The sequence below is a fragment of the Actinoplanes sp. NPDC051851 genome, from assembly GCF_040681165.1.
In the GTDB taxonomy this organism is placed as follows: domain Bacteria; phylum Actinomycetota; class Actinomycetes; order Mycobacteriales; family Micromonosporaceae; genus Actinoplanes.
Window position 1 is genome coordinate 47,566 of the sequence record NZ_JBFAYF010000011.1, and the last position, 19,425, is coordinate 66,990.

The 19,425-nt window shown below is 71.7% G+C and carries 11 protein-coding genes and 1 riboswitch; of the genes, 8 read left to right on the forward strand and 3 right to left on the reverse strand.

The window, feature by feature from the left end:
* Window positions 1-58: 58 nt before the first annotated feature.
* The 5 genes from AB0M08_RS13785 (at window position 59) to thrC (ending at window position 7,397) form a co-directional block, all read left to right on the forward strand.
* Window positions 59-694 (forward strand): hypothetical protein, encoded by a 636-nt coding sequence (locus tag AB0M08_RS13785; RefSeq protein ID WP_364492445.1) that lies wholly within the window; start codon window positions 59-61, stop codon window positions 692-694.
* Between the two features lie 113 nt (window positions 695-807).
* A complete protein-coding gene (locus tag AB0M08_RS13790) occupies window positions 808-3,597 on the forward strand; it encodes an alpha/beta fold hydrolase (RefSeq protein ID WP_364492446.1) in 2,790 nt (929 codons plus the stop codon).
* The gene (locus AB0M08_RS13795; RefSeq protein WP_364492447.1) at window positions 3,594-4,487 is read left to right on the forward strand and encodes an ABC transporter permease subunit; all 894 of its coding nucleotides are present in this window, start codon (window positions 3,594-3,596) and stop codon (window positions 4,485-4,487) included. The genes AB0M08_RS13790 and AB0M08_RS13795 overlap by 4 nt, the downstream gene beginning before the upstream one ends.
* Window positions 4,488-4,547: 60 nt before the next feature.
* On the forward strand, window positions 4,548-5,510 hold the full coding sequence (locus tag AB0M08_RS13800) for a GNAT family N-acetyltransferase (RefSeq protein WP_364492448.1): 963 nt from the start codon (window positions 4,548-4,550) through the stop codon (window positions 5,508-5,510).
* A 449-nt stretch (window positions 5,511-5,959) separates the two neighbouring features.
* Window positions 5,960-6,100, forward strand: a riboswitch (SAM riboswitch).
* Between the two features lie 10 nt (window positions 6,101-6,110).
* Entirely contained in the window at window positions 6,111-7,397 is a 1,287-nt protein-coding gene (thrC, locus tag AB0M08_RS13805) for a threonine synthase (protein WP_364492449.1), read from the forward strand.
* Between the two features lie 267 nt (window positions 7,398-7,664).
* Here thrC and AB0M08_RS13810 read toward each other — a convergent pair whose 3' ends face one another.
* Complete coding sequence (locus AB0M08_RS13810) at window positions 7,665-8,171, reverse strand: GNAT family N-acetyltransferase (RefSeq protein ID WP_364492450.1); 507 nt, start codon at window positions 8,169-8,171, stop codon at window positions 7,665-7,667.
* Window positions 8,172-8,556: 385 nt separating this feature from the next.
* Here AB0M08_RS13810 and groL point away from each other — a divergent pair, with 385 nt between their 5' ends.
* Window positions 8,557-10,179, forward strand: a complete 1,623-nt coding sequence (gene groL, locus AB0M08_RS13815) for a chaperonin GroEL (protein WP_364492451.1) — start codon at window positions 8,557-8,559, stop codon at window positions 10,177-10,179.
* 99 nt (window positions 10,180-10,278) lie between these two features.
* Here groL and AB0M08_RS13820 read toward each other — a convergent pair whose 3' ends face one another.
* The gene (locus AB0M08_RS13820; RefSeq protein WP_364492452.1) at window positions 10,279-15,507 is read right to left on the reverse strand and encodes an Ig-like domain-containing protein; all 5,229 of its coding nucleotides are present in this window, start codon (window positions 15,505-15,507) and stop codon (window positions 10,279-10,281) included.
* A gap of 157 nt (window positions 15,508-15,664) precedes the next feature.
* Between AB0M08_RS13820 and AB0M08_RS13825 the strand changes: the two genes are divergently transcribed.
* Window positions 15,665-17,479 carry a glycerol-3-phosphate dehydrogenase/oxidase gene (locus AB0M08_RS13825; protein ID WP_364492453.1) on the forward strand — a complete coding sequence of 605 codons (1,815 nt, stop codon included), beginning with the start codon at window positions 15,665-15,667 and terminating at the stop codon, window positions 17,477-17,479.
* Window positions 17,480-17,542: 63 nt separating this feature from the next.
* On the opposite strand, the gene AB0M08_RS13830 is transcribed toward AB0M08_RS13825, so the two are convergent.
* A complete protein-coding gene (locus AB0M08_RS13830; RefSeq protein WP_364492454.1) occupies window positions 17,543-18,181 on the reverse strand; it encodes a metal-dependent phosphohydrolase in 639 nt (212 codons plus the stop codon).
* 31 nt (window positions 18,182-18,212) lie between these two features.
* On the opposite strand from AB0M08_RS13830, the gene AB0M08_RS13835 reads away from it, so the two are divergent.
* Window positions 18,213-19,373 (forward strand): FUSC family protein, encoded by a 1,161-nt coding sequence (locus tag AB0M08_RS13835; protein ID WP_364492455.1) that lies wholly within the window; start codon window positions 18,213-18,215, stop codon window positions 19,371-19,373.
* Window positions 19,374-19,425: the final 52 nt, after the last annotated feature.

Here is a 19,425-nt window from a genome sequence, read left to right on the forward strand (position 1 = left end):
CGAGGGGCCGCCGAACGGTCTCCGGCGGCCGTTCCATGCCCACGGGGAGGCCATAGACATGAGGCGTAGTCCTCTGGTGATCCTGATCGCCGCACTCGCGTTGACCGGGGTGGCCGGCTGCAGCGACGACGAGACGCCGCCGGCCGCCGCTCCGCAGAGCGCGAGCCCGGCGCCGACCGAGTCGCTCGACATGCCGCCGACCGTCGACAACCCGAAGCCGACCGATCCGATCACCCCCGGCGAGCAGCAGGCCAGCGGCTTCGTCGCCCATCTTCAGATCAGCGCGGACGGTTTCGGACCGTACGAGATCGGCGCGACCCAGGAGGAGACGATCGCGGACGGCCTGATCGACTCGGCGTCGGACACCGGCAACGGCTGCGCCACCGCCACCGGGCCCGGCCGGTACCTCTCGCCCGCGCTGCTCTTCGCCCAGGGCAAGCTGGTCCAGATCAGGGTCACCGCGGCCCAGGCGACGACCACGGACGGGGTGGCGCCGGGCGCGCCCCTCGCCGACGTCCAGGCGGCGTACCCGGCCGGTAAGGCGGTGACCGGCACCGGCGGCGTCCAGGGCTGGGAGACCGTCGGGGGCACCGGCGCCCTGCTCGTCGAGGTCACCGGCGGGACGGCGAGCGCGCTGACCGCCGGCGTCGCCACCACGGTCGAGAAGGTCTTCACCACCGGCCAGGGCTGCTGACGATCGCCGGGACCGCCCGCCCGCCGGCTCTCCGGATCCGGGGCGGGCGGTTCCGGTGGCATTAATGAACTTTCACAGCCACTGCTCAGCCGGTCACCGCTAGGTTGGGCGCCATGCTTGCGTTACCACGGCTCACCCGGCGCAGAGCCGTCACCGGCGCGGTCGTGCTGGTGCTGCTCGCCGCCGCGACCGTCTGGGCGGTTCGCCCCGAGCAGTCCGACTGGACGGCTCAGGACCTGCGGATCACCGTCCAGTCCGGCCCCGACGGCGACGAGCCGGTCGATCTCGACGCCCGCTTCCTGCTGCCCCGGGAACGCTCCGGCAAGGTCCCGGCGGTGCTGCTCGCGCACGGCTTCGGCGGCTCCAAGGACTCCGTCCGCGACGACGCCGAGTCCCTGGCCGCCCGCGGCTACGCGGTGCTCACCTGGACCGCGCGCGGTTTCGGCCGCAGCGGCGGCGAGATCCACCTGGACAGCCCGGACTACGAGGTCAAGGACGCCCAGCGCCTGATCGACTGGCTGGCCGCCCGCCCCGAGGTGCAGACCGACGCGAGTGGCGACCCGCGCGTCGGCGTGGTCGGCGGCTCGTACGGCGGCGCGCTCGCCCTGCTCCTGGCCGGCCAGGATCAGCGCGTCGACGCGATCGTCCCCTCGATCACCTGGAACGACCTGAGCAACGCCTTCCTCCCGCAGTCCGCCGACACGACCGCCACCGGCGTCTTCAAGAAGGGCTGGGCCGGCGTCTTCTTCGGCAGCGGGTCCTCGGGTGGCGGCTCCTCCGATGCCGCGCCGACGAGTGGTGCCGCGCCGACGAGTGGTGCCGCGCCGACGAGTGGTGGCACGCAGGCGAGTGCGGATCCGGCGTGTGGGCGGTTCGCGGCGGATGTCTGCCAGGCGTACCTCTCGATGGCGACCACCGGCATCCCGGACGAGAGCACGCTCGCGCTGCTGCGCCGCTCCTCGCCGGCGACCGTGCTCGACAAGATCAAGGCGCCGACCCTGCTGATCCAGGGCGCGGTCGACACGCTCTTCCCGCTCTCCGAGGCGGACGCCAACGCCGAGGGCATCGCCGCCACCGGCACCCCGGTCAAGGTCGCCTGGTTCACCGGCGGCCACGACGGCGGCTCCGGCCCCTCGTCGGACCAGGACCGGGTCGAGTACCTCACGGTCCAGTGGCTCGACCACTACCTCAAGGGCGAGGGCGCCACCCCGAACGACGACTTCACCTGGTCCCGCGTCGCCGGGTACAGCGCCTCGACCCGGGATCTGGTGACCAACGGGTACTCCGCCGACACGTACGCCGGAATGAGCGGAACCGGCAGCACCCAGGTCTCCCTGGACGGCACCGCGCAGCGGATCGCGAACCCGCCGAACGGCAACCCGGGCGCGATCTCGTCGCTGCCGGGGCTGGGCAGCCGGCTCACCTCCCTGCTCAGCGGCAGTGTCGCCACCGACGTGGACGGCCAGAACGCGAGCTTCACCTCGGCGCCGGTGACCACCGCCGTCGAGGTGGGCGGCTCCCCGACGGTCCGGGTGAAGGTCGCCTCGCCGACCGGGGAGGCCGTGGTCTTCGTCAAGCTCTACGACGTCGACCAGAACGGCTCGCCCACCCTCAGCGCGGGCCTGGTCGCGCCGGTCCGGCTCACCGGCCTGCCCGCCGGCATCGAGCAGGCCGAGGCGGTCACGGTCACCCTCCCGGCGATCGTCCGCCGGATCGAGACCGGGCATCGACTCCGCGTCGTCGTCGCCACCTCCGATCAGGCGTTCCTCACCCCGGCCGCGCCGGCCACCTACACCGTGGCCCTGGACGGCGGCCTCACCCTGCCGACCCTGGCCGGCACGCCGATCGCCTCGTCGGGAACCGTCTACTGGTACGCCCTCGGTGCCCTGATCGCGGTGATCGTTCTCGGTCTGGTCGTGCTGCTGCTGGTGCGTCGCCGGCTCCGCCGCCGCCGGGTCACCACGATCACCGCGGAGTACGCCGACACCCCGCTGGTCGTCCGCGGCCTGCGCAAGGCGTACGGCGACGGTTTCGTGGCCGTCGAGGAGATCGGCTTCACCGTCGAGCGCGGCCAGGTCGTCGGCCTGCTCGGCCCGAACGGCGCCGGCAAGACCACCACGCTCCGGGTCCTGATGGGCTTGACCACCCCGACCGCCGGTGAGATCCACGTCTTCGGCCACCGGCTCGTCCCCGGTGCCCCGATCCTGTCCCGGGTCGGCGCGCTGGTCGAGGGCCCCGGCTTCCTCCCGCACCTGACCGGCCACCAGAACCTCGAGGCGTACTGGAAGGCGACCGGTCGCCCCTGGGCCGACGCCCGTTTCGAGGAGGCCCTGGAGATCGCCGGTCTGGGCTCCTCGGTGCACCGGCGTACGAAGAACTACAGCCACGGCATGCGGCAGCGCCTCGCCATCGCCCAGGCCATGCTCGGCCTCCCGGAGCTCCTCGTCCTCGACGAGCCGACGGACGGTCTCGACCCGCCGCAGATCGCCGAGATGCGCCGCGTCCTGCAGCGGTACGCCACCGACGGCCGCGCGGTCCTCGTCTCCAGTCACCTCCTCGCCGAGGTCGAGCAGACCTGCACCCACGCCGTGGTCGTCAACAAGGGCCGCATCGTCGCCTCCGGCCCGGTCGACGACATCGTCGGCGACTCCCCGTCGGTGGCGATCGACGTCACCGACGTCCCGGCGGCCACCGAGATCCTCACCGGTCTCGGCGTCCGCTCGGTGGTCCCGGACGGCGCCTCCGGCCTGATCGTGGACATGAACGGCACACCCCGCGCCGAGGTGGTGGCCTCCCTGGTCCGGGCCGGTGTCGGCGTGGACCGGGTGGTGCCGCGCCGCCGCCTGGAGGACGCCTTCCTCGCCCTGGTGGGCGACAACTCACGGGGAAGTGGAGACCGATGAGCACCAGCACACCCGCCGAGGCCGAGACCAGCGCCGACGCGGCCGAGGGCTATCGGGCGTCGCGGACGTTGCCGATCATGGCCGAGGTCCGGCGGCAGGCGTCGCGGCGGCGGACACAGCTGGCGCTCGGGTTCATGGTGCTGCTGCCGCTGATCATCCTGGCCGCCTTCGAGTTCGGCGGGAACGGGCGCGACGACGACCAGAACGGGGGCGGCGCGTTCAGCAGCCTGGTCGACCTGGCGACGTCGGGCGGGCTGAACTTCGCGCTCTTCGGTCTGGCGGTGTCGGCCAGTTTCCTGCTGGTGGTGGTCTTCGCGCTCTTCGCCGGCGACACGGTGGCGAGCGAGGCGAGTTGGGGGAGCCTGCGGTACCTGCTGGCGATCCCGGTGCCCCGGGCGCGCCTGCTGGCGGTCAAGCTGGTGGTGGCCCTCGGGTACTCCCTGCTGGCCCTCCTGCTGCTGGCCGGCACCGGGCTGCTGATCGGGACGCTCCGGTACGGCTGGTCGCCGCTGGGCAGCACCATCGCGGCCGAGATCCCGCCCGGCGAGGGGGTGCTGCGGCTGCTCGGCATCCTCGCCTACCTCGCGGTGACCATGCTGGTCGTGGCCGGGCTCGCCTTCCTGCTCTCGGTGCTGACCGACGCGGCGCTGGGTGCGGTCGGCGGCGCCGTGCTGCTCTGGATCCTCTCCAGCATCCTGGACCAGATCACCGCGCTCGGCGCGATCCGGAACGGGCTGCCCACGCACTACAGCGACGCGTGGATGGGGTTGCTGTCCACGCCGGTGCAGACCGAGGACCTGGCGAAGGGCGCGATCTCCGCGGTCGTGTACGCCACCGTCTTCTGGGGACTCGCGTTCTACCGTTTCACCCGCAAGGACGTGACCTCCTGACCGGTATCGCCGCCGAAATCGCGTTGACCGGGCGTCCCGGGCGGGGCCAGCATCGGCGGGATGTCTGAGTTCTCGATCAGGCCGGCAGTGCCGGCCGACGCCCCGTCGGTGGTCGCGCTCATCGGGTCGGTTCATCCCTATCTGGTACGCGGTGAGCCCACCACCCGCCGCATGATCAGCGACCCGCCGCCGGGCGAGGACTGGGCCGCCTTCGTGGCCGAGGAGCGGGGTGGACCGGTCGGCTGGGTGTCGACGTTCCGGAACGTGCGCTCCGCCGAGCCGGACTTCGGCCAGGTCTCGCTGCTCTCGGTGGATCCGGGGCACCGGCGGCGGGGGATCGGGGACGCGCTGTTCGCCGCGGCGGTGGGTCATCTCCGCGCGCGGGGCATCCGCCGGGCGTCCGCGACGAGCACCCCGGACGCGCTGGACTTCGCTCGCCGCCACGGTTTCCAGCCGACTCGCGAGATCCGCTACTCCGCGCTCGACCTGGCCGGCCTCGCCCACGACGCACCGGCCGTCGAGACGCCGGCCGGTCCGGAGCGCCCGGCTGCGGCCGGGCGGGCATCGGTGGGGCTGCCGGAGGGTGTTCGGCTGGTCGCCATGGGGGAGGTCGGGGCGCGGGAGCTCTTCCACGCCGACACGGTGGCCGCGACGGACGAACCGGGGGACACCCCGCAGCAGGCGGTGGCCTTCGAGACCTGGCGGTACGACATCTGGGAGCACCCCGGGATGGACCGGGACGCGAGCACGGTGGCCGTCGGCGAGACCGGAATCCTGGCGTTCTCGCTGCTCGTCCGGGATCGGGAGCGGGTCTGGTCGGACATGACCGCGACCGTTCCGCAGTGGCGAGGGCGCGGGCTGGCCCGGATGGTCAAGAGCGAGGCGCTGCGCCGGGCGGCCGCCGCCGGGGTGACCGTGGCCTACACCAGCAACGACGAGTCCAACGTGGCCATGCTCGCCGTCAACGACCGGCTGGGCTACCGCCCGGTGGCCACCCAGTTCTCCTGCGCCGGCGATCTCTGACCGGCCGCTTGAATCCGCCCCGCCCCGCTCTTCTGGCTGGTGCTCAGGGGTGTCTCGCTTCGCCGAGACACCCCTGAGCACCAGCCAGAACCTTGCGGCGCGCGACGGCCTCGACCACGCACGGGTCTCGCGTCGGGCGCGACCACTCACGCACGCCGCGCCGGAGGACTGAGCGCTCTGGACGCGTCAGCGGCCAGCGAGGACCGCAGGGGCCCTCGGCGGGAGCGGCGGTCTGTACCCACCACCCCGGTGCGACATCTTCTGGAAGAGAGTTCTCAAGTCGGGGCGGGAGCTGCCGTCAAGAGGGCGAGCGGGCAGCATGCCGGGCAATCTCGGCGGACGGCGCGGATGGGGGCGAATCGGCGGCCGGAGAAGGAGGTCGCTCACACCTCGGGAACTCGGTGTGGAGATCGTGGAATCTCGTCGTAAGGTGTGGGAAACAACTGAATACCTCATCCAGAGGGGCTGAGGGAACGGCCCGTTGACGCCCCGGCAACCACCGCACACGACTGTCTCGAGGACGAGGCGCAGGTGCGGCAGGTGCTAATTCCGTCCCCGTCGTGGCAGGTCGCCCCGGGGAAAGATGAGAGGAAATCCTCGATGACGTCGACTGTCGCCGCACCCACCTCTGCCAACACTGCGTCACCAGCCCGTGGCTTGGTGTGCCGTGCGTGTGCCGCCGAATACCCCCTCGCCGCGCAGCACGCCTGTTACGAGTGTTTCGGCCCGCTCGAGGTCGCCTACGACGAGGCGGCGCTCGCGCGGGTGACCCGGGCCCAGATCGAGGCGGGTCCGCAGAACATCTGGCGCTACGCGGCGCTGCTGCCGGCCGGGCAGAACCCGGAGACCCGGGTGACCCTCGACCCGGGCCTGACGCCGCTGGTCAGCGCGCCGCAGCTGGCCGCGCGGCTGGGCATCACCGGGCAGCTGTGGGTGAAGGACGACTCGCAGAACCCGACGCACTCCTTCAAGGACCGGGTCGTCTCGGTGGCGCTGACCGCGGCGAAGGAGCTGGGCTTCACCCGCTTCTCCTGCGCCTCCACCGGTAACCTGGCTAACTCGGTCGCGGCGCACGCGGCCCGCGCCGGGGTGCCGAGCATCGTCTTCATCCCGTCGGATCTGGAGCAGGGCAAGGTCGTCACCACGGCGGTCTACGGGGGCGACCTGGTCGCGATCGAGGGCTCCTACGACGACGTGAACCGGCTCTGCAGCGAGCTCGTGGAGACCGACGAGTTCGAGGACACCGCGTTCGTGAACGTGAACGTGCGGCCGTTCTACGCGGAGGGCTCGAAGACCCTGGGCTACGAGGTGGCCGAGCAGCTGGGCTGGCGCATCCCGGCGCAGGTGGTGATCCCGATGGCCTCGGGTGAGCTGCTCACCAAGGTGGACAAGGCGTTCAGCGAGCTCGTCGAGATCGGGCTGGTCGAGGCGCCGGAGGGCGGCTGGACCGTCTTCGGCGCGCAGTCGGAGGGCTGCAACCCGATCGCCACCGCGCTGCACCACGGCACCGACGTGATCACCCCGGTGAAGCCGACCGGCATCGCCAAGTCGCTGAACATCGGCGACCCGGCCGCCGGGCCGTATGCGATCGAGGCGGTCCGCCGCACCGGTGGCTGGATGGACTACGCGAACGACGAGGAGATCCGCGCGGGGATCCGGCTGCTCGCCGAGACCACCGGCGTCTTCGCCGAGACCGCGGGCGGCACCACGGTCGCGGTGCTGAAGAAGCTGGTCGAGTCCGGCAAGCTGGACCCGGCGAAGGAGACGGTGGTCTACAACACCGGCGAAGGCCTCAAAACGCTCGACGCCATCGCGGAGCAGGTCGGCCCGACACACCGGATCAAGCCGTCGCTGCGCGCAGCCCGGGATGCTGGCCTGCTGGGATGACGTTCCGTAATCGGTCATCTGCCGATTGTTGAGAATTCCTTCCCTGGAGGACTTGCGCGCCGATCTCCGGATCGGCAGGATGCTTGTCGCGGGAGGACGCGACGCCGTACGAGGCCCCTCACCTGAGCTTGGCGACAATCTCCGAGGGACCCAACGACCCAGTGCTGACCCATCGCGGAGGCGCTGTGCGTCTCGTCCTCCCGACCAAACCTCTGGTCGACGACCACCTACAAGGGACCCCCGCCAGGGTGACATGTGCCGGGCGTGTCAGATCCGCCGGCGCATCTGCAGCTCGGTGAGGACCGGCACGGTCGGGTGCGGCAGCCGCACCCCGGTGTCCTCGAAACCCAGCTTCTCGTACGCCCGAACGGCGCGGTCGTTCCCGACCACCACCTCGAGCATGAGCTCGTGCCGTCCGGCCGCCGCGGACCAGTCGGCGACCGCCTCGACGAGTTGGGCCAGCAGCTTGCCGCCCCGGTGCGCCGGCGTCAGGTAGACCGCGAAGACCACCGTGACGTGCGGCTCATCCGAGATCACCGTGCCGCCGGCGTGCCCGATCAGCGGGTCACCGCCCGGGTCTGCGATGAACTGGGCGATCCCGTACCCGGTGGCCGAGGCCCGGATCCGCTGCCGGTAGCTGTCGTGTGACCGGGCCGCCGCCTGGGCCAGCGTCTCCAGGAACGCGAGGGGACTGTCCGCGAGCATCTCGAGGCGCAGCGCGCGCATCCGTCCCGCGTCGTCGGGCGTGACGCGGCGGACGGTCCAACTCTCCATGAACTCCTCCCTACCGGTACCGGCGGACAGGGGCAACTGTTCTGGAGCGAACAAGCCACAAAGAAGCAGGCCGGAAGATCTTTAGCGGGTTTCCGGGCCGCGCGCGGGGGTTTCGCGGGAAGATGGGGTTTCTTGCACTCGGCACCCGGGAGTGCTAAACAAGTGATTGGCACTCGCGACCTGTGAGTGCCAGCAGGTCGGGACGGTGGGGTTCCGGTCGCGGCGCTGCCATCGGTGCCGGGACACGAAACCGGTCGTCGCGGGCTATCCGGCTCGGCCTGAGGACGTCACATCGCCAGGTGGTGACGTCCGCAGACTTCCTCAACGTGCGGAGAGCGGGGCCGACGAGGCCCGGCACCGCGGATGTCCGGGAGGACAACGCCGTATGGCCAAGATCATCGCATTCGACGAGGAGGCTCGTCGGGGCCTCGAGCGGGGCATGAACCAGCTCGCCGACGCGGTCAAGGTGACCCTCGGTCCCAAGGGCCGCAACGTCGTCCTCGAGAAGAAGTGGGGCGCCCCCACGATCACCAACGATGGTGTATCCATCGCCAAGGAGATCGAGCTCGAGGACACCTTCGAGAAGATCGGCGCCGAGCTGGTCAAGGAGGTCGCCAAGAAGACCGACGACGTCGCCGGTGACGGCACGACGACGGCGACCGTCCTGGCGCAGGCGCTGGTCCGCGAGGGCCTGCGCAACGTGGCCGCCGGCGCGAACCCGCTGGGCCTGAAGCGGGGCATCGAGGCCGCTGTCGCCAGCGTCTCCGAGGCCCTGTCGCAGCTGGCGAAGGACGTGGAGACCAAGGAGCAGATCGCCTCCACCGCCTCCATCTCCGCCGGTGACTCCACGGTCGGCGAGATCATCGCCGAGGCCATGGACAAGGTCGGCAAGGAAGGCGTCATCACCGTCGAGGAGAGCAACACCTTCGGGCTCGAGCTGGAGCTCACCGAGGGCATGCGCTTCGACAAGGGCTACATCTCGGCCTACTTCATGACCGACGCGGAGCGTATGGAGGCCGTCTTCGACGACCCGTACATCCTGATCGCGAACAGCAAGATCTCCGCGGTCAAGGACCTGCTCCCGGTCCTGGAGAAGGTCATGCAGGGCGGCAAGCCCCTCGTGATCATCGCCGAGGACGTCGAGGGCGAGGCCCTGGCCACCCTGGTCGTCAACAAGGTCCGTGGCACCTTCAAGTCCGTCGCCGTCAAGGCCCCGGGCTTCGGTGACCGTCGCAAGGCCATGCTGGAGGACATCGCCATCCTCACCGGTGGCGCCGTCATCAGCGAGGAGGTCGGCCTCAAGCTGGACGCCGCCGACCTGTCCCTGCTGGGCCAGGCCCGCAAGGTCGTCATCACCAAGGACGAGACCACCATCGTCGACGGTGCGGGCAACGCCGAGCAGATCCAGGGCCGGGTCAACCAGATCCGCGCCGAGATCGAGCGCTCGGACTCCGACTACGACCGTGAGAAGCTGCAGGAGCGCCTGGCCAAGCTGGCCGGCGGCGTTGCGGTGATCAAGGTCGGCGCGGCCACCGAGGTCGAGCTCAAGGAGCGCAAGCACCGCATCGAGGACGCCGTTCGCAACGCGAAGGCGGCCGTCGAGGAGGGCATCGTCCCCGGTGGTGGCGTGGCGCTGGTGCAGGCCGCCAAGACCGCGTTCGACAAGCTGGACCTGGCCGGCGACGAGGCGACCGGTGCGCAGATCGTCAAGGTCGCGCTCGACGCCCCGCTGCGCCAGATCGCCGTGAACGCCGGCCTTGAGGGTGGCGTCGTGGTCGAGCGGGTTCGCAACCTCGAGGCGGGTCACGGCCTGAACGCCGCGACCGGCGAGTACGTCGACCTGCTGGCCGCGGGCATCATCGACCCGGCCAAGGTCACCCGTTCGGCGCTGCAGAACGCCGCGTCGATCGCCGCGCTGTTCCTCACCACCGAGGCCGTCGTGGCCGACAAGCCCGAGAAGAACCCGGCCCCGGCCGGCGCCCCGGGCGGCGGTGACATGGACTTCTGAGTCCAGTCGTAGCAACAGGGGAAGGGCGGGTCGCCTCGGCGGCCCGCCCTTCCCTCTTTCGTCAGTTCATCCGGCCTTCGTCAGTTCATCCGGCTTTCGTCAGATCATCCGGTGGCGTCCCGGGCGGTGCCGTCCGGTCCGCGGTGCGCCGGTCAGCACGAACATCGCCACGCCGACCAGCAGTGCCAGCGTGCCCACGGTGAGCACCGGGGTGAGGCTCGAGCCGGTGAGCGGCAGGGAGACCACCGAGGTGACCCGCATGACCACGGTCGCCCGGGCCCGGCCGCCGTGCGCGTCCTTGATGGTGTACGCGAACGTGTCCGTACCGGTGAACCCGTCGGCCGGCACGTAGGTGACCGTCCCGTCGGCGTTCAGGGTCGCGGTGCCGTGCTGCGGGCTGCCGATCTTGACGATGGTCAGCGTGTCGTCGTACGGGTCGGTGTCGTTCGAGGTCGGGGTGACCGAGATGGTCCCGCCGCTGACCACGGTGTACCGGTCCGAGACGGCGACCGGCGGCTTGGTGGCCCCGGCGACCGTGATGGTGATCGTCCCCGAGGTCACGTTCCCGTCCGCGTCCACCGCGGTGTAGGTGAAGGAGTCCGTGCCGGAGAAGCCGGCGGCCGCCGTGTAGGTGACCGTGCCGTCCTCGTTCAGGACCGCCTTGCCGTGCTGGGGCTTGCCGATCTTCGTCACCGTGATCGCGATGCCGTTCTCGTCCACGGTGGGCAGCGCGATGGTGACCGCCTTGCCCGGCTTGACGGTGGCCTTCTTGTCCGGCACGACCGGCGCCGGGTGCACGGTGACGGTCACCGTGGCGGTGGTGGTGTGGCCCGCCGCGTCGGTCGCGGTGTACTCGAAGACGGCCACCCCGGAGAAGCCGGACGGCGGGGTGTAGACGACCGTGTCGCCCGAGATCACCGCGGTGCCGTGGTCCGGCGTGGTGACCGAGGTGAGCGTGAGCGTGCCGTCCGGGTCCAGGTCGTTGTCGAGCACCGCGACCGTGACCGCCTTCTGGTACGCGGTGGTCCGGCTGTCCGGCACCGCGACCGGGTCCCCGCCGCTGACGACCACGCTGACCGTGCCGGTGGCGGTGCCGCTCTCCCCGTCGCTGATCTCGTACGTGAAGGTGTCGGTGCCGGTGAACCCGTCCGCGGGGACGTACCGGATCTTGCCGTCGATCAGGGTCGCGGTGCCGTGTGCCGGGGTGCCGACCGCGGCGATGGTGAGCTCGTCGCCGTTCGCGTCGGTGTCGTTGGCGAGCACGTCCACGTCGACCTGTCCACCGGCGAGGACCGCGGCGTGGTCGGTGACGGCGACCGGGAGGGCGTTGTCCACGCGTACCGAGACGGTCTCGATCGCGGTGTTCCCGGAGGAGTCCCGGACCGTGTAGGTGAAGGTGTCGGTGCCGGAGAAGCCCTTGGCCGGGGTGTACCGGACCTTGCCGTTCACCACGACCGCGCTGCCGTGCTGCGGCGTGGTCACCGAGACCAGGGTGAGCGTCTCGCCCTCCGGGTCGGTGTCGTTGGCCAGCACGTCGATGTCGACCGCGGTCGCCGCCGCGGTGGACGCGGTGTCCGCCGTGGTGACCGGCACCCCGTCGATCGTCACGGTCACGGTGGCCTGGCTGGTGGCGCCGAGGTCGTCGGTGATCACGTAGGTGAAGGTGTCGGTGCCGCCCGCGCCGGTGTTCGGGGTGTACGTGACGACCCCGCCGGAGAGGGCGACCGTGCCCTTGGCCGCGGTGCCGACCGCGAGCACGCTGAGCACCTGGCCGGTGTTCACGTCGGTGTCGTTGCCGAGCACCGCGAGCGTGGTGGCGGCGCCGGGCAGGACGGTGAACGCGTCGTCGACCGCGATCGGCGCGACGTTGGTGACGGTGACGGTGACCGTGCCGGTCGCGGTCAGCCCGCCGGAGTCGGTGATCGTGTACGTGAACGTGTCGGTGCCGCAGAACCCGGTCGCCGGCGTGTAGGTGACCGTGCCGCCGGTGACCGCCAGCGTGCCGTGCGCCGGGGTGGTCGTCGCGGTCAGGCTGATCGTGTCGCCGTTCGGGTCGGTGTCGTTGGCCAGCACCGCGATGGTGGCCGGGCTGTCCGTGGCGGTGACCACCGCGTCCGCGTTGGCCCGCGGCGCGGCGTTGACCACCACGATGGTGACCGAGGTGCCGTCCGTGCCTCCGCTGCCGTCGGTGATCGTGTAGTGGAGGGCATCGGTGCCGTGGTACCCGTCCATCGGCGTGTAGATCACCTGGCCCGCGACGATGACGGCGGTGCCGTAGGTCGGCGGTGTGTCGATGGTGATGGTCAGCGCGTCGCCGTTCGGGTCGCTGTCGTTGGCGAGCACGTCGATGGTGGTGGGCGCGTTCGACGAGACCGTCACCGCGTCCGGCTGGGCGCTCGGCGGGGCGTTCGCCACCGTGACCGTGACGGTCGCGGTGCTGGTCAGGGTGCCGTCGCTGATGGTGTAGTCGAAGGTGTCGGTGCCGGAGAAGCCGGTCGCCGGGGTGTAGGTCAGGGTGCCGTCCGTGTTGAGGACCACGGTGCCGTGCCCGGGCGTGGTGGTGCCGACGACAGTGAGCGCGTCGCCGTTCGGGTCGGTCGAGTCGGCGGCCACGTCGAGCGTGACGGTGTGGCCGTACGCGATGCTCGGCGACTCGGCCGCGGCCACCGGCGGGGCGTCGGCGACGGTCACCGTGACGGTGGCCGTGTCGGTCAGGGTGCCGTCGGTGATCGTGTACGTGAAGGTCGCGTCCCCGGAGAACCCGGTCGGCGCGGTGTAGACGATCTTCCCGCCGGAGATCACGGCGGAGCCGTGGTCCGGCGTGGTCCGGGTGCTGATGGTGAGCGTGTCGCCGTTGGCGTCGGTGTCGTTGGCGAGCACGTCCACCGTGACCGAGCCGAGGTAGGCGACGGTGTCGGTGTCGTCGGCCGCCACCGGGGCGGCGTCCGCGACGGTGACGTACAGGTGGGCGGTCGCGGTGCCGCCGTTGCCGTCCGAGATCGTGTAGGTGATGTCGGCCGTGCCGGCGAACGCGGCGTCGGGGACGAACCGGACGCCGGTCCCGGAGACGGACGCGGTGCCGGAGGCGGCCGCGACGGTCACCGCGGTGACGGTGAGCGTGTCGTTGTTCGGGTCGGTGTCGTTCGACAGCACCGGCACGGTGACCGGGGTGTCCGCCGCGGTGGCCACCGTGTCGTCGACCGCGACCGGCACGCCGTTGCGGGTGGTCACGGTGACGGTGGCGGTGTCCGTGCCGCCCCGGCCGTCGCTGACCGTGTAGGTGAAGGAGTCGGAACCGGCCCAGGTGGCGACCGGCGTGTAGGTCACGCTCTGGTCGGCGTTGATCACCACGGAGCCGTGCGCCGGCGTGGAGGTCGTGGTCACGGTCAGCGTGTCGCCGTCCGCGTCCGAGCTGTCGGTGCCGGCCGGCACGGTCACCGCGGTCGCGTTGTCCGTGGTGACCGACTCCGGTGCGGCCGACGGCGCCCGGTTCAGGGCCAGCGTGGCGGTGGCGGTGTTGTCGCTGGTGTCCGCGTCGATCCCGGTGCCGGAGACGGTGACGCTCGCCGCCGAGGCCGGGTTGTCGGCGGTCGCCGGGATGGTCACGCTCGCCTGGGTGTTCGCGGCCAGCGCGCCGAGCGTGCAGGTGATCACCTGGCCGGCGGCCGAGCAGCCGGACGGCAGGGTGCCCGCCGTGACGTCCGCGGGCAGCGTGAGCGTCACGGTCGGTGCCGGCTCCAGGTCGGTGCCGTTGTTGGTCACGGTCGCGGTGTACGAGACCGCGTCCGGCGTCGAGTCCTTGAGGACCACCGACGGCGTGACGGTCAGCCCGGCGGCGAGGTTCGCGTGCGGCTGCTGGACGGTCAGCGTGCTGGTGTCCCCGACGCCGGTGATCGTCATCGAGCTGGTGCTGCCCTGGTACGACACGTTCGGCACGTTCACGATCGAGGAGCCGGCCGCGGTCGAGGTGTCCACCCTGACGCGGAAGGTCACGTAGGTGGTGGCGTTGTACGCCAGATCGGGCAGCGTGAACGAGGGCGGGCTGGTGTCGGAGACCGGGGTACCCGCCACGGTCATCGAGCCGGGGACGTAGCTGGTCCCGGTCGGGATGGCGTCGGTCAGCACGATGTTGCTCGCGGTGTCGGTGCCGTCGTTGCGTACCGCGATCGTGTAGTCGATGTAGTCCCCGGGCAGCAGGTCGCCGCCGTCGGCGTCGGTCGCGGTCGTGGTGGTGACCAGCTTGGGGGCGTAGAGGTCGGTGGTGAAGGTGACCACGCCCGGGTAGAACGTCTCGCCGGAGGTGGTCAGGGTCAGCGTCGCCTGGGTGTCGCCGTTGGCGAGCTTGCCGGACGCGTCGAACTGGTCGATGTCGACGCCCATCAGGTTCTTCCAGCCCGGCGTACGGTCGGTGACCAGGCTGCCGGCGTCGCTGACCGTACTGTTGAAGAAGTTGGTGGCGGGGTTCTCGGCGTCGCTCATCGAGGTGCTGTTCAGCTGCAGCGTGTCGCCGGTCTTGCCGCGGTCGCCCTCGTAGACGACCGTGCCGATCTTGGCGTTGACCGTGCCGGACTGCGGCGTCTGGAAGCCGGAGGCGACGATGTTCACCGAGGTGGAGCTGCTGTTCACCACGCCGAAGCCGTCGAAGATGCGCAGGCTGTGCATGTCCTCGGCGGAGTTCTGGTACGCGATCGCCAGCGACCAGCCGGCGTACCGGTCCCGCCCGGTGCCGGCCTGGATGTCGGCGACCCGGTAGACGCCGTTGCCCGCGCCCGAGACGAGCGAGGTGACGTCGGCGAAGCCCTGGTAGGCCTTGATCGAGCTGTCCTGGTACAGGGTGCTCGCGGTGATCGCGTTCCAGCCGCCGGCCGGGGTGCCGAACCGGACCTTGCCGATGTCCGCGACGGTCGGGGCGGCCTGCCCGTTGGTGCCGGCCGAGGTGTCCGCGCTCCAGTAGAGCCCGGCGAAGAGCACGGTGCTGCCGGTGGGCATGCTGATGGTGGCGTTGCTGTCGTTGAAGGTGCCGGAGTCGCCGTCCGCGTCGGTGTACTCCATGTCGTACGCGTTGTTGTCCAGCGCGTTGCCGGTGGCGGTGGCGGCACGAGCGGCCGAGCAGTTGGTGGCGGAGGCGGGGCACTGCAGGTTGGTGTTGCCGCGGAGCAGGATCGACCCGTTGACGTTGACGCCGTACCGGATGCCGAAACTGTTGGTGATCGCGGCGCCGGCCTCCTCGGCGAAGACCACGACGCCGCCGACGACCGCGAGCGTGATGACGGTGAACAGGCAGGCCAGGCGGTAGCCCAGGCCCCTCCGTAGCGCGGCTCGATGCATTCTCGTCCTCACGGGCGCGGTCGGACCCCCACTGGTCCGTTCACCGCTCACGGTATGGATCGGCGAGAGCGGAATAGTTGCAGCTCACGGCCCCCTTCGGTGGCCGTCCAGGTCAGACCTTTCTCATGTACGACACGGTCGCGCTAGCCTCTTACAGGTGCGCGAACCCTCGGTATCCCGCTTCACGGCCGGCCGGCTCTCTCCGATCCGGCGGACGGCCGACCTGCGACGACTGCGTGACGAAGAATTCGACGTCCTGGTGGTCGGTGGCGGTGTCACCGGTGCCGGTGCGGCCCTGGACGCCGCCTCCCGCGGTCTCAAGGTCGCCCTGGTCGAGGCCCGCGACTTCGCGGCCGGGACGTCCAGCCGGTCCAGCAAGCTGATCCACGGTGGCCTGCGGTACCTGGAACAGCTGGAACTGCACCTGGTGCACGAGGCGCTGACCGAGCGCGGCCTGCTGGCCACCCGGATCGCCCCGCACCTGGTCCGGCCGGTGCCGATCCTGGTGCCGCTGCCCACCGCGAACCCGGCGATGCGCGTCTGGCAGCGGGCCTACTACGGGCTCGGCGTGGCGGCGTACGACGTCTTCGCCGGGGTCTTCGGCGGCGGCCGGGGGATGCCCCTGCACCGCCACCTGACCCGGGACGGCGCCCGGCACCTCTTCCCCAGCCTGCGGGCTGAGAAGATCACCGGCGCGATCCGCTACTACGACGGCCAGATGGACGACGCCCGCCTGGTGGTCAACCTGGCCCGGACGGCGGCCAGCCTCGGCGCGGCCGTGGTCACCAGCGCCCGGGTCACCGGTTTCCTCCGGGAGGCCCGCCAGGTGGTCGGCGTCCGGGTCCGTGACCTGGAGTCGCCGGACCAGCCGGAGTTCGAGGTCCGCGCCAAGACGGTGGTGGCCGCCACCGGCGTGTGGAGCGACGACATGTCGGAGATGCTCCGCGACGTCGGCCTCCGCCCCGGCCTGCGGGTCCGCGCCTCCAAGGGGGTGCACCTGGTGGTGCCCCGCTCGGCGATCACCGGCGAGGCCGGGCTGATCCTGCGGACCGCCACCTCGGTGCTCTTCGTGCTGCCCTGGGGCGGCCACTGGATCATCGGCACCACCGACACCGACTGGCAGCTCGACCGCTCCCACCCGGCGGCCTCCGCGCGCGACATCCGCTACCTGCTGGACCAGGTCAACACGGTGCTGGACCGGCCGCTCACCACCGACGACATCGAGGGCGTCTACGCGGGTCTGCGCCCGCTGCTCTCCGGCGAGGCGGACTCCACCTCCAAGCTCTCCCGCGAGCACGCCGTGGTCGAGCCGATGCTCGGGCTGCTCCTGGTGGCCGGCGGCAAGTACACGACGTACCGGGTGATGGCGGCCGACGTGATCGACGTCGCGGTGCGCCGCCTCGGCGGCCCGGCCCGGCCCTCGATCACCGACCAGCTGCCGCTGCTCGGCGCGGACGGGTACGCGGCGGCCTGGCGCGACCGGCAGGACATGGCCCGTCGCCACGGCGTCACCACCGGCGTGGTCGAGCACCTGCTGGAGCGGTACGGCACGCTCACCGTCCACCTGCTCGCGATGATGGCCGCCGAGCCGGAGCTGGCCGAGCCGCTCGCCGGTTCCCCGGAATATCTCGCGGTCGAGGTGGCGTACGCGGCCCTCGCCGAGGGCGCGCTGCACCTGGACGACGTGCTCACCCGGCGGACCCGGATCTCGATCGAGACCACCCACCGGGGCACCGAGTCGGCCGAGCACGCGGCCCGGGTGATGGGCGCCGTGCTGGGCTGGGACGAGACGATCCGCGCCCGCGAGGTCGAGCACTACCTGGCCCGGGTCGCCGCCGAGCGGCAGTCGCAGACCATGCCGGACGACCTGACCGCCGACGCGGCCCGGATCGGCGCGCCGGACGTCCGCGGCCTGGCCGGCGACAGGCTGCCCGGCGAGGGGAAGGGCGACCTCCTCGAGGTCGAGCTCTGACCCTCGTCCCGGGAGATCACGGTACGGCTCCGGGCGGCGGGTCACGCAGCCCGGAGCACCTGGTCAGGCGAGCGCTTCCAGTTCGTTCGTGAGATTGGCCTGCGCGCGCGACTCCCACTGCGCGCGGATCGGGGCGTGGCGGTAGATCGACGGCAGCCTCAGCAGCTCGTGCAGCACCCGCGACCGGCCGGCCCGGAAGTCGGCGTCCGGCACGTGGGCGTACTCCCGGCGGATCGCGGCGGCGTAGGTCGCGTACCGCTCTGCGTCGGCGGCGAGGATGGCCAGGTCCGCGTCGCAGAGCAGCTCGCCGTCCGGGTCGGTCTCGTCGGTGGCGTGCCCGGCGGTCAGTCCGACCAGGCGGGCCACGTCGGCCGCCACGCTCTCCGGCACACCCAGCGTCGCCAGCAGCCCGGCGGCGAACTCGGCGCTGTCCCGCTCGTTCGCGTCGCCCAGCGCCCGCGGGTCGTAGACCGCGTCGTGCATCCAGGCCGCGAGCCGGACCCGGTCCGGGTTCGGGGCCAGATCCGCCCACTGATCAACAACGGTCAGAACGGCGGAGAGGTGAGCCACGTCGTGATAGTGGCGTTGCGGCTCGGTCCAGCGCGTCAGCAGGTAGGTTGCGGCAGCGTCCAGATCCGCGTCACTCGCCGTGGCGCCGGCTCCACGGGCCGCCGCGCGGAATCGCTCGGGCAAAGATGTCACGACGGCAATCCTGGCACGGAGGTAGACGGGCATGATCGGGGTCGCTAGGGACCGGGCCGGCGCGATCGCGTCCCGGGCACGGGCCGGTGTGATGCTCGCCCTGCAGGCGGGGCTCGCCGCCGGGCTGGCCTGGTACGTCGCGCACGACCTGATCGGCCGGACCGCGCCGTTCTTCGCACCGATCGCCGCGGTGATCACCCTCGCCTCCTCGGTCGGGCAGCGGCTGCGGCGGACCACCGAGCTGGTGGTCGGCGTCGCGGCGGGCATCGGCATCGGCGACGGGATCATCCTGCTGATCGGTAGCGGACCGGTGCAGATCGGCCTGATCGTGCTGCTCGCGGTCCTGCTGGCGACCGCGGTGGGCGGTGGCGCGCCGCTGATCGTGCAGTCCGCCTCCTCGGCGGTGCTGGTCGCGACGCTCACCTCGACCGCCGAGCACCCGTGGACCCGGTTCTTCGACGCGCTGGTGGGCGGCGGGGTCGGCCTGGTGGTGATGACCGTGCTGCTGCCGATCAACCCGCTCACCGTGGTGCGCCGGGCCGCGGATCCGGCGCTGCGGGCCTTCACGGCCGGCCTCCACGAGGCCGCCCTCGGCCTCGCCGAGGGCGATCCGGACGTGGTCCAGGCCGCGTTGAGCCGGTTGCGCGCCGCGGAGGGCACCTTCAGCGCTTTCCGTACGGCGATCGAGGCGGCCCGCGAGAACGTCGCCTTCGCGCCCGCTCGCTGGCACGCCCGGGGTGCCCTGGCGCAGTACGTCGACGGGGCGCCACAGCTGACGTACGCGCTCCGCAACGTCCGGGTGATGATCCGGCGGGCCCAGACCGCGCTGAACGACCGGGAGCGGATGCCCGAGGTGCTGCCCGCCTCGGTCCGGCACCTCGGCGACGCGGTCGACCTGCTCCGCCAGGAGTGGGCGCGGGGCGTGGAGCCGGCCGCCACCCGGGAGCGGGCGCTGCGGGCGGCGGCCGAGTCGGGGCGGGCGTACGAGGACGGCGTGGGGTACTCGGGCGGCGTCGTGGTGGCCCAGATCCGTACCTCGGTGGCCGACCTGCTGCGGGCCACCGGGATCGAGTACGCCGAGGCCACCCGGCAGGTCCGCACGGCGGTGGGCTGGAAGGGACGCCCGCACGGCGGCCGGGGCCGGGGTGCCCGATCGTCGCGGCCGAACCCGGCGCCGCCGCCCCCGTCGTGATCCGGGCTCTCCTGGGCGGTTCCGGGTGCGCGTCCGGTGACTAGGCTTGCCG